The organism is Myxococcus sp. RHSTA-1-4, from assembly GCF_020037125.1.
Taxonomy (GTDB): domain Bacteria; phylum Myxococcota; class Myxococcia; order Myxococcales; family Myxococcaceae; genus Myxococcus.
The window spans coordinates 565,127-575,551 of sequence record NZ_JAIQDG010000002.1 but is presented as its reverse complement, the minus strand read 5'-3'; the positions used below and the strand labels follow the sequence as shown (position 1 = coordinate 575,551).

Annotated in this window: 9 protein-coding genes and 4 tRNA genes; 4 read left to right on the top strand and 9 right to left on the bottom strand. The window is 72.0% G+C overall.

The window, feature by feature from the left end; all coding sequences use genetic code 11:
• Positions 1-90: 90 nt before the first annotated feature.
• The 9 genes from K8638_RS05840 to K8638_RS05800 all read right to left on the bottom strand — a co-directional run bounded on the left by K8638_RS05840 (position 91) and on the right by K8638_RS05800 (position 5,085).
• Positions 91-166 (bottom strand) — tRNA-Thr (locus K8638_RS05840).
• Positions 167-191: 25 nt separating this feature from the next.
• Positions 192-267: transfer RNA gene (locus K8638_RS05835), tRNA-Gly, on the bottom strand.
• Positions 268-276: 9 nt separating this feature from the next.
• Positions 277-359: transfer RNA gene (locus tag K8638_RS05830), tRNA-Tyr, on the bottom strand.
• A 66-nt stretch (positions 360-425) separates the two neighbouring features.
• Positions 426-498: transfer RNA gene (locus K8638_RS05825), tRNA-Thr, on the bottom strand.
• Between the two features lie 138 nt (positions 499-636).
• Entirely contained in the window at positions 637-1,587 is a 951-nt protein-coding gene (gene rlmB, locus K8638_RS05820) for a 23S rRNA (guanosine(2251)-2'-O)-methyltransferase RlmB (protein ID WP_370643917.1), read from the bottom strand.
• A complete protein-coding gene (locus K8638_RS05815) occupies positions 1,588-2,037 on the bottom strand; it encodes a hypothetical protein (protein WP_223753397.1) in 450 nt (149 codons plus the stop codon). It lies immediately after the preceding gene.
• 64 nt (positions 2,038-2,101) lie between these two features.
• Positions 2,102-3,097, bottom strand: coding sequence for a RimK family alpha-L-glutamate ligase (locus K8638_RS05810; protein ID WP_223753396.1), 996 nt, complete (start codon positions 3,095-3,097; stop codon positions 2,102-2,104).
• An 80-nt stretch (positions 3,098-3,177) separates the two neighbouring features.
• Entirely contained in the window at positions 3,178-4,455 is a 1,278-nt protein-coding gene (gene cglB / locus K8638_RS05805) for an adventurous gliding motility lipoprotein CglB (protein ID WP_223753395.1), read from the bottom strand.
• 237 nt (positions 4,456-4,692) lie between these two features.
• Positions 4,693-5,085: a DsrE family protein gene (locus K8638_RS05800; protein ID WP_223753394.1), complete on the bottom strand. Its 393-nt coding sequence runs from the start codon at positions 5,083-5,085 to the stop codon at positions 4,693-4,695.
• Between the two features lie 142 nt (positions 5,086-5,227).
• Here K8638_RS05800 and K8638_RS05795 point away from each other — a divergent pair, with 142 nt between their 5' ends.
• The 4 genes from K8638_RS05795 (at position 5,228) to hrpB (ending at position 10,422) form a co-directional block, all read left to right on the top strand.
• Positions 5,228-5,698: a HEAT repeat domain-containing protein gene (locus K8638_RS05795; RefSeq protein ID WP_223753393.1), complete on the top strand. Its 471-nt coding sequence runs from the start codon at positions 5,228-5,230 to the stop codon at positions 5,696-5,698.
• Positions 5,699-5,750: 52 nt separating this feature from the next.
• Positions 5,751-6,455, top strand: coding sequence for an HAD family hydrolase (locus tag K8638_RS05790; RefSeq protein ID WP_223753392.1), 705 nt, complete (start codon positions 5,751-5,753; stop codon positions 6,453-6,455).
• 69 nt (positions 6,456-6,524) lie between these two features.
• A complete protein-coding gene (locus K8638_RS05785) occupies positions 6,525-7,811 on the top strand; it encodes a hypothetical protein (protein ID WP_223753391.1) in 1,287 nt (428 codons plus the stop codon).
• Between the two features lie 43 nt (positions 7,812-7,854).
• Entirely contained in the window at positions 7,855-10,422 is a 2,568-nt protein-coding gene (gene hrpB, locus K8638_RS05780; RefSeq protein ID WP_223753390.1) for an ATP-dependent helicase HrpB, read from the top strand.
• The last annotated feature ends 3 nt before the right edge of the window (positions 10,423-10,425 follow it).

Sequence of the window (10,425 nt, the reverse complement as noted above, 5' to 3'; positions counted from 1 at the left end):
TTGCCGTGGTCCACGTGTCCGATCGTGCCGATGTTCACGTGGGGCTTGCTACGGTCGAACTTCTCCTTGGCCATGACACTCCTCGAAAAATGGAGCCCTGAACCAGGATTGAACTGGTGACCTCATCCTTACCAAGGATGCGCTCTGCCAACTGAGCTATCAGGGCTTGGCGATGCTGTGACTACAACGGTTGGAGCGGGAAATGGGACTCGAACCCACGACATTCAGCTTGGAAGGCTGACGCTCTACCAACTGAGCTATTCCCGCGTTGCCGAGTGGAGGGAGGTGGATTCGAACCACCGAAGGCGTGCGCCGGCAGATTTACAGTCTGCTCCCTTTGGCCGCTTGGGTATCCCTCCGTATTCTCTTGTCACCTACCACACTTCTACCGCGTCCGGGCCCTCATCCGCGGCCCCGTCCTGCTTGGCCGGCGGCGGGACTTGAACCCGCGACCTACTGATTACAAATCAGTTGCTCTACCGACTGAGCTACACCGGCACTCATCCGGCTACCGCTAGCTGCCTGCTCCCGACCCCGACCTCGGCGGAACCGTCGACCACCCGGTGCCGCCTTGAGAGGGGCGCCCTTTTAAAAGTCCGCTTCGCCCAAGTCAAGGACATTGATCCTGGCTGGCGGCTACCGGACGGGAGTGCTCCCCCGCTGGCGGGCGACCTCATATAGCAGAATGCCGGCCGAAACGGACGCATTCAATGAACCGACCTGACCGGCCATTGGAATCCTGAGGCGGAAATCGCAGTGCTTCAGGACGCCTTCCCGGACGCCCGTCCCCTCGGCCCCCACCACCAGGGCCAGGGGCCCATCCAGCCGGGCGCTCCACATGGGCTCCTTCGAGTCCACGTCCGCCGCCGCCACCCACAGGCCGGCCTCCTTCAGCTCTTCCAGAGCCCGGGAGACGTTCACCACGCGGGCGATGCGGGTGTGCTCCACCGCCCCCGCCGACGCCTTGGCCACGGTGCCCGTCACCTGCACCGCCCGGTCCTTGGCAATCACCACGCCGTGCGCACCCAGCGCATTCGCCGAGCGGATGATGGCGCCCAGGTTGTGCGGGTCCTGGATGCCGTCGAGCACCACCACCAGGGGAGGCTGGCCGCTGGCCTTCGCCGCCTCCAGCACGTCCGCCAGCTCCGCGTACCGGTAGCCCCGCAGCTCCACCACCACGCCCTGGTGCACGCCGCCCTCGGACATGGAGGCCATGCGCTCGCGCGTCACCTTCTCCACGCGGATGCCGGCGTCCCGCGCGCGGCTGAGCAGCTCTCCCGCCGCGCGGGCTCCCAGCTGCCCCTCTACCAAATAGAGGCGGTCGACCTCGTCGGGCTTCGCCCGCAGGGCCTCCAGGACGGGATTCACGCCGTAGACGAAGCGAGCCTGGGACTCGCCGCCGCCCCGCCGCTCCTCGCGCTCGGCGCCGCGGGACTCCTCCCGCTCGCTGGCCCGGTACTCGCCGCGCTCACGGCCGCCGCGCTCGCCACCACCGCGCTCCCGGCGCTCACCGCCACTCCGCTCCCGGCGCTCGCCGCCTCGCGTGTCGCCACGGCCCCGGGAAGGACGCTCTCCTCGGGCGGCCACCTAGAGGACCTCGACGGGGAGGGAGAACGCCTTCTGCTGGCGGGCGCAGATCTTCTCCGTGCAGATGAAGAAGGTCAGCTTCGCGTCCAGGGTGCCCTTCCCCGCCGCGGCGGTGGTGAAGGGAACCTCGAAGCGGGGGTCGACGAACTCCTGCCCCGCCGCCTTCTTCGAGACGGAGTCCTCGCGGCCCAGCTTCTCCTTCGCGGGCGTGAGGCGGGTGCCCTTCACGTCCAGCTTCAGCGGGGCCTCCTCGGAGACGTGCGCGCCCTCCTTCGTCTTGATGGAGAGGACGAACACGCCCTTCTCCCCCGCCTTCACCTGGGTGGAGGTCCCCTCGGTGGACACCTCATAGAGCGTGGAGGGGTCCACGTCGTCGGCGAACGCCGGGGCCGTCCAGGCCAGCGCCGCCAGCACGGCGGCCATGGGAGTGAAGCGAGAGCTGCGCAGCATGGGTCTTCTCCTGGAAACGAGTGCTCCGTATCACGCTCCGAGACGTTGGGGGCCGCCTTTCTCTTCACCCACCGCCCACGCCGGCCTTGGTCGCGCGTCCGTTCCCCTTCCGGCCCGGAGCCGGGGGCGCCGGTGGAACCGGGAGGAGCGCCGGTGGGGACAGGTCCGGCACGGACACCGGGGGCGCGCCGGCCACCAGCGCCTCCGCCCGGGCGATGATGAGGGTGGCCAGGTCCATGCCGGTGGCGGCCTCCATCTCCGGGAGCGCGGGCGAGCTGTTCACCTCGAAGACCTTGGGCTGTCCCTGCACGTCCAGCATGTCCACCGCGGCCACCTCCAACCCCACCAGGCGGGTGGCCTTCTCCGCGGTGGCGCGCTGGCCCGGAGACAGGTCGATGGCCTCCAGCCGCGCGCCCTTGTTGAGGGTGTGCGCCAGGCGCCCGGGACGGGGCTTGCGCCGCACCGCGGCCACCGCCTGTCCGCCCACCACGAGCACCCGCACGTCCTGGCCGGAGCTCTTCACGTACTCCTGCATGACCAGGTTGTGCCCCAGGCCCAGCACCGCCTCGAGCGCGGCCTCCAGGGACTGGAGGCTCTCGCACACCATGACGCCGTGCTTCTCCTGACCCTGCAACAGCTTCACCAGCACCGGCACGCCGCCCACCAGCCCCACCATCTCCTTGAGGTGGGCCGCGTCGCGCGCCATCACCGTGGCCGGAATGCCGATGCCGTGCGCGGACAGCAGCTGCAGCGAGCGCATCTTGTTGCGCGACTGGGCAATGGCCTGCGCGTGGTTCACCAGCGGCACGCGCGTCAGCGCGAACTGGTTCACCACCGCCAGGCCATAGGTGTTGATGGACTGGGCGATGCGCGGAAGGACGACGTCCGTGGGCGCCAGCTTCTTGCGGTCGTAGTAGAGGGTGGCGCTGCCCCCGTCCAGGTGCATCTGCACCCGGAGCGGGTTGAGCACCCTCATCTGGTGGCCCCGCGCACGGCCCACCTCGACGAGACGCCGGGTGGACGGGATGGAGGCGGAGCGCGAGAGGAGGGTGGCTTTCATAGCGGGGCGGCCATACCGGGGAGCGACGGACCTATAATCCTCGCCCCGCGCCGGGTAAAGCCGCCCCGCGAGCCGCCAGTCTAGCGCTGGCGGATTGCCCGGATCTCGATGTTGACCGGCGCGTCCGGCGTGGAGGACTCGATGCGCTGGCAGGCGGCGCCGGTGAAGAGCACGCCCCCGTTGGCCTTCACGTTCGGGTCCCAGGTGGAGTCACCGGGCGCGGCGCGCTCGCCGTCGAGGTAGACGACGATGAGGTTGTCCTCGGTCGGAAGCTGGGACGGGTCCAGCTTGATGAGGCACGGCTCCTGGACGAGGAGCTTCTTGCTGATGGCCTCCAGGGCCTGGGCGAGCTCCTCCTGGTTGCCCGCCTGGTAGAAGCTGCGGGAGCACGTCCGCGAGACGGGGTCACACGGGTCGTTCGGGCCGCACGAATCCTGCCCGGCCTCGCAGGTACGGGCGAAGCCGCCGGCCCGGGCCATGGCGTCCAGCACCGCGGGGCCGTTGCCCGACGCCGTCTCCGCGCCGAAGCCGATGACGATGGTGGTGATGTCCCTGGCGGCCAGCTCCCGCACCGCGGTCACTGAGGCGTCCTGGTCCAGGCAGCCGAGCCGCGTGAAGGTGCCGGTGCACGCGGCCGTGCCAGTCTGCGTGCACTTGCACGCCGCAGTGGTGCCGTCGTTGACGTTGTCCGGGTTGCAGTTGGGCAGACCGTCCGTCAGGAGGATGACGAAGTCCGTGCGGTCCTCCGCCTGCAGTCCCTCCAGACCGCCCACGAAGCGCAGGCTCAGGCTGGTGGGCGTACCACCCGCGGGCTGGCCCGTGCCGAAGTTGGGGATGCCCTGGATGATGGCGTTGATGTCGTTGGCGTGCGCCAGCAGCGACGCATCGTCCTCGGCCTGGGGCAGGCTCTTGCGAACGGAGGCCTGGGTGGAAGGCCTGCACGCGGCGGTGCCCGACGTCTGGCCGCCGGTCTCCGGATAGGTGGTCAGGCCAAAACGGGCGTACGGGCCGGCGCTGGCGAGGAACGTGGGGACCGCCGCCTGCAGCTCCGTCCAGCGCGTGGGGCAGACCGCCGTGTTGCAGGGAACCTGGGAGCCGCAGGTGTCGACCTCATCACCCACCACCACCTGGCAGTCCGGGTCGGACGTGTCCACCGGGTCCGTCATGGAGCCGGACGTGTCCACCAGCATCATGATGTTCGGCTTGCGGCTGCGGACCGTGATGGTCTCCTCGACCGTCGTCTGCGCGATGGAAAGCGGCTCCACCCGCTCGAAGTCGTAGGACTGACAGCCCACGGCGAGAACACCCGAGAGGGTGCCGAGGGCGAGGGCGCTCAGGAGTAGCTGCTTGGCGCGCATAGATGATGGATTCCTTCTGCGGCTGATGGGGGACGCGGAACTTCCGCGCGGCCAGGTGCTTCAGGGGGACGGCGTGCGCGCAGATTACCGCGTCATTCCCGCCGGAGGCTACAGCATCGGCGGACGGATGCCCGGTCGTTCGGATGATACTGCGACGTTACAGCGCGAGCCGATGCGGTGCGCATACAGGCGCCGCGCGGACGACATTTGAGCCCGACTGGAGGGCAGGCGTGCGGGCTACAACGCGAGGGTGCGGGCGCCCTGGGTAAGCCGCCAGAGCGAGGCCAATCCCATCACCTCGTCCAGCGTGCGTTCCAGCTCTTCCGGGACAAAGCCGCAGATGCGCACCGTGGTGTCGCAGGCGATCAGCTTCGCCCCCAGGGCACGAGCCTCCTCCAGCATGCGCGCCGGAGGCGGCACGCCCAGGCCCTCCGCCCGCGCGAGCTCCTCGTGCTCCCGCTCGCCCCGCGGCAGACCGAAGCTCCCGCTCACGAGCTGGCGCAGCGCATCGAAGGCGAAGACGAAGTACACCTCGTCTCCCATCGCCGCCGCGGTGATGCCCATGGAGGCGGCCTGGAACGCCGGCTCGTACGTGGCGTGCTGGAGGAAGAAGAAGACGCGTCCGGCCATGGATGCACCACCCATCCGGCGTATAACCCGGGAAGCCACCCCGTTCCAGGGAGCCCCCATGAACTCATCCCTGCCCCCTCGTTCCGGCGCACGCCCCTCCCGCGTGCCCCGGTCCCTCCTCCGTCCGCGGTGGTGGCCCGGCGTGCTCGGCGTGACGCTGCTCGCTGGCACCGGCGGCCTCGCGCGCATGAACACGCGCGCGTCCGCGGAGCCCCCCGCCGTCTCCCCTTCCCCGGCCGCCGGTGACCTGCGCGCGCGGGTGCTGGAGTTGCTGGACGCGTCGCGGGGCGGTCTCCGGGAGGAGGCCTGGCGCCAGCTCGGGCCGGAGGCCGTCCCCGTGCTCAGCGAGGTGCTGGAGGACAAGCGCGCTCCGGCGGACGTGCGTGCCAGCGCGGCGACGGCGCTCGGACGGTGCCTGGGACTGGAGGCCATCCCCTCCCTCATCTCCCGGCTGGAGGACCGCGAGGACCGCGTGCGCGAGGCGGTCGCCGTGGCGCTCGGGCGGCTGGGCGGGCAGCGGGCCCGACAGGCGCTGGAGGACCGGCTGCCCCTGGAGGAGCGGCCCCTCGTCCGCGAGGCGCTCCAGCGCGGGCTCACCCTCGTCGAGCCCTGAGCGGCCCGGCGAGGCTGACTCCGGGCTCGCGTCGGCCCGGAGCTTCCGTTAGATGGGGGCCATGCGGCCTACCGTCCTGCTCTTCGACATCGATGGAACCCTCGTCACCACGGGAGGCGCGGGGCGCCGCTCCATGGAGCTCGCCTTCGAGCAGCTCCACGGGCGCCGTGACGCGTGCGACTCGTTCAAGATGTCCGGGATGACGGACCGGGCCATCGTCCGCAAGGGGCTGGGCGTCATCGGCGCGGAGGACTCGGAGGCCGCCATCGACGAGGTCATCGCCGCCTACGTCGCGCACCTCGCCCGGGAGGTGCACCGGGTGGATGACCAGAACTACCGCGTCTTCCCCGGCATGCGCGAGGCGGTGAGGGAGGCCCGCTCGCGCTCGGGCTTCGCGGTGGGCCTGGGCACCGGCAACGTGCGCGAGGGCGCCCGCGTGAAGCTGGAGCGCGTCAGCATCTACGACCAGTTCGACTTCGGCGGCTTCGGCTGCGACCACGAGGACCGGGTGGAGCTCATCCGCGCCGGCGCGAAGGCGGGCGCGGCGCGGCTCGGCATGCCCATGGAGGAGTGCCGCGTGGTCATCATCGGGGACACGCCCAAGGACGTGCACGCGGCCCGGGGCATCGGCGCCGAATGCATTGGCGTGGGCACCGGCTCCTACACGCCCGAGGCCCTGCTGGAGGCCGGAGCCCACGTGGCCTTCCCGGACTTCACGCACCGTGACGCCCTCACGGTGCTGCTCAACGGACGGTGAGGCCCCTGCCCGGCCGCTCGGAGCCGAGCGCCGGGTGTGGTATCTCCCGCCGCCCTTCCCAGGAGCCGCATGTCGTCGACGCTCGAGTCCTATGAGCTCATCCGCTTCGCCGAGGCCTTCGAGGCCCGGCTCGCCACCGCGGGGGAGATGCTCGCGGGCAGGCCCGGCCTGGAGTCCGAGAAGCGCTGGCTGGCCGACGCCCTGGAGCTGGTGCGCACCACGCGCGCCCCCTCCGCGGGCGTGCTGGACCGCGTGAAGGACCTGCCCGAGCTGGAGGAGGCCCGCGAGGAGTACGCCTTCCACCAGCAGGGCCTCTGGGTGGACGCCCTGGAGAAGCTGCACGCGGGCATCACCTTCACCGCGAGCAGCCGCGCGCCCGTCATCGAGGCGCTCTTCCCGCACGTCAAGTTCCCCCAGCTCCGCCGCGCGCCCCGCGACGCCGTCATCGAGTACGCCACCTCGTACGAGCGGCGCACGAAGAGCGCGTACGTGACACGCATCTTCGCCCGCGACGACTTCGCGCTCGTGCGGCCGGTGATGGAGCAGGTGGCCGCCGCCCACACCGCGTGGCGCTCCAGCCACGAGCCCGCGCCGCTCACGCCCGAGGTGGAGACCGTCCTGCGCGAGGAGCTGGTGGCACTGGGCCGCAAGCTCGACGTGGCCCTGCGCCAGGCGCGACTGCTGTCCGAGGCCGCGGTGGTGCCCGTGCCCAGCGTCTACGAGGCCGCCGGGCTGGGACTCAAGCCGAAGCGCCGCGCCGGACGCGGGCTGGCCCCGTCCGCCGACGAGGCGCTGGCCGGGTTCGGCGAAGAGCCCGTGGACTCCATGGAGCCCACCGCGGCGGAGCTGGCCGAGGTGGCCGCGCTCGATGCCGGGGGAGAGGCCGCCTCCGTTGCTCCGGCTGGAGCGCGGGAGACCGCGCCCCAGCCGCTCGACGCGCCGCTGGATGACGGGGCTGACGTATCCGCCCCGGGCGAGGCGGAAGGCGCGGAGGACACCGAGGCCGCGGGTCCACAGGCCGGTGGCGACGGAGAGGATGCGACGAGCGCTGACGAGGCCTCCGCACCGGGCGCTTCGGAATCGGCTCCTGCCCCAACGGTGGACTCCCATGGCGCCACCGCCCCTGGCGCGGAGGACGACGCGGCACGGAACGAAGCCTCCGAGGCCTCTTCCGTTGAGCCCCCCTCCGAGCCGCAGGGCGAGGCTCGTGGCGCCCGGAAGGGCCGGAAGAAGGCGGAAGCCCCCTCCCCTCCCGAGGGAGAGGCACCGTCCCCCAGCGCGGAGGCACAGGCGCCTCGCGTGCGGAAGAAGAAGGCGGCGCCCGCTCCCGGCGCCTCCGGATCCGACACTCCCTGAGCACCGAGCGGTCCCCGGACCGCGCCGTTAGAGGAACCCGGCCATGGCGGACATCGCCCTTCCCATCGATCCCCTCCTGCCGGAGATCGTCGCCACCCTCCGGGGCGCGCGCTCGCTCGTGCTGGAGGCGCCTCCCGGTGCCGGCAAGACGACGCGCGTGCCCCGCGCGCTCCTGGAGGCCGGGCTCGGACAGGGCAAGGAAATCGTCGTCCTCCAGCCCCGCCGCCTTCCCACCCGGCTCGCCGCCCAGCGCGTCTCCGAGGAGATTGGCGAGCGCGTGGGCGAAACCGTCGGCTATCAGGTCCGCTTCGAGGACGTGCGCGGCGCGAAGACGCGCCTGTCCTTCGTCACCGAGGGCGTGCTCGGCCGCCGCCTGCTGACCGACCCGAAGCTGAACGACGTGGGCATCGTCGTGCTCGACGAGTTCCACGAGCGGCACCTGTCCGCGGACATCTCGCTCGCCATGCTGCGCCGGCTCCAGGAGACGGCGCGCCCGGACCTCAAGGTCGTCGTCATGTCCGCGACCCTGGAGGCCGAGCCCATCCGGGCATACCTCGGAGGTTGTCCCTCCCTGCGCTCCGAGGGCCGCCGCTTCGACGTGAGCGTGGAGTACCTGCCCGCGCCCGACGAGCGGTACCTGGACCAGCAGGTGCTCTCCGGAATCAAGCGCGTGTTCGCCAACGGCCTGGACGGGGACGTGCTCGTCTTCCTCCCCGGCGCCGGGGAGATCCGCCGCACGCGCGACGCCTGCGCCGAGTTCGCCGAGCGCCACGGCGCCGACGTCCTCCCCCTCCACGGAGACCTGACCCCGGCCGAGCAGGACCGCGCCGTCCGCCGCAGCCCGCGCCGGAAGATCATCCTCTCCACCAACGTGGCGGAGACGTCCGTCACCATCGACGGCGTGGCCGTGGTCATCGACACCGGGCTGGCGCGCGTGGCCAGCCACTCGCCCTGGTCCGGCCTGCCGCAGCTCAAGCTGTCCAGGGTCAGCCGCGCCTCCGCCATTCAACGCGCCGGCCGCGCCGGCCGTACCCGCGCCGGCCACTGCCTGCGCCTCTACACGCAGCACGACTTCGACGGCCGCCCCGAGCAGGAGGCCCCCGAAATCCGCCGCATGGACCTGGCGGAGACGGTGCTCGCCCTGCGCGCCTCCGGCGTGACGGACCTGGGCGCCTTCCCCTTCTTCGAGGCGCCTCCCGCCGCCTCGCTCGAAGCGGCGGAGACGCTCCTGCGCCGGCTGGGCGCGGTGGACCCGAAGGGGCGCGTCACAGACGTGGGCCAGCGGCTGCTGCGCTTCCCCGTGCACCCGCGCCAGGCCCGCGTCATCGTCGAGGGAGAGCGCCGGGGCGTGGGCGCCGAGGCCGCCACGCTCGCGGCCCTCATGGGCGAGCGCGACATCCGCCGCGAGGCCCGCGTCAACATGGGCGGAGGCGGTGGCCGCGGCGCCGCCGTCGTCAGCGGCCCCTCGGACCTGCTGGAGCTGCTGGAGCGCTTCCGCGACGCCGAGCGCGCGAGCTTCGCCTCCGGGCGCCTGCACTCCCTCTCGCTGGAGGCGGGCGCGGTGCAGTCCGTGGACCGCGTGCAGAAGCAGCTCCGGCGCGCGGTGCGAAACCAGGGCGAGCGCCCCCAGCGAGCAGAGGACGTGGAGCAGGCGCTGATGCTCAGCGTGCTCGCCGGCTACCCGGACCGCGTGGCCCGCCGGCGCCGTCCCCGCGCGCCCGAGCTGCTCCTGTTCGGTGGCGGCACCGTGTCCCTCTCCGAGCTGAGCGTGGTCCAGGACGCCGACCTCATGGTGGCCGTGGACGCCGAGGAGCGCCCGGGCCGTGGCGCCATCGTCCGGCTGGCCAGCGCCGTGGAGCCCGAGTGGCTGCTGGACCTCTACCCCGATGCGCTGGAAGAGGTGGACACCCTCCAGTGGAACGCCGAGGCACGCCGCGTGGAGCGCCTCACACGCCTGTCCTACGGCAACCTCGTGCTGGAGGAGACGCGCACGCCCGCGCCGCCCTCCGAGCAAACCGCGCGCGTGCTCGTCGAGGCCGCGCTCGCCGCCGGCCCCGGGAAGTTCGCGGACCCGGAGGCGCTGGAGCAGTGGCGCACCCGCGTGGCGCTGCTGGCGCAGGCCTTCCCCGAGGCGAAGTTCCCCTCCGTGGACGATGCCTTCCTGCGCGACGCACTGGCCTCGCTGTGCTCGGACGCGCGCAGCTTCAAGGACCTGGAGGGCGTGTCGCTCCTGGATGCCCTCTACGCGCGGCTCACCTCTGAGCAGCAGCGCCTGCTGGCCTCACATGCTCCGGAGCGGGTGACGCTGCCCGGAGGCCGGGGCGTCAAGGTGCACTACGAGCCGGGCAAGCCGCCCTGGGTCGAGTCCCGCCTGCAGGACTTCTTCGGCATGGCCCAGGGGCCCGTCGTCTGCGCGGGGCGCGTCCCGCTGGTGCTGCACCTGCTGGCGCCCAACATGCGCGCGGTTCAGGTCACCACCGACCTGGCCGGCTTCTGGGAGCGGCACTACCCGGCCATCCGCAAGGAGCTGTGCCGCAAGTACCCCCGGCACTCGTGGCCGGAGGACCCTCGCCACGCGCAGCCGCCCGCCCCCAGGCCGCCGCGCCGCTGACGG

Bases quoted from the DNA above. Each gene is read 5' to 3' on its own strand.
- K8638_RS05815 (WP_223753397.1), bottom strand. From the start codon at position 2,037: ATGCTGCGCAGCTCTCGCTTCACTCCCATGGCCGCCGTGCTGGCGGCG.
- K8638_RS05810 (WP_223753396.1), bottom strand. From the start codon at position 3,097: ATGAAAGCCACCCTCCTCTCGCGCTCCGCCTCCATCCCGTCCACCCGG.
- cglB (WP_223753395.1), bottom strand. From the start codon at position 4,455: ATGCGCGCCAAGCAGCTACTCCTGAGCGCCCTCGCCCTCGGCACCCTC.
- K8638_RS05800 (WP_223753394.1), bottom strand. From the start codon at position 5,085: ATGGCCGGACGCGTCTTCTTCTTCCTCCAGCACGCCACGTACGAGCCG.
- K8638_RS05790 (WP_223753392.1), top strand. From the start codon at position 5,751: ATGGGGGCCATGCGGCCTACCGTCCTGCTCTTCGACATCGATGGAACC.
- K8638_RS05785 (WP_223753391.1), top strand. From the start codon at position 6,525: ATGTCGTCGACGCTCGAGTCCTATGAGCTCATCCGCTTCGCCGAGGCC.
- hrpB (WP_223753390.1), top strand. From the start codon at position 7,855: ATGGCGGACATCGCCCTTCCCATCGATCCCCTCCTGCCGGAGATCGTC.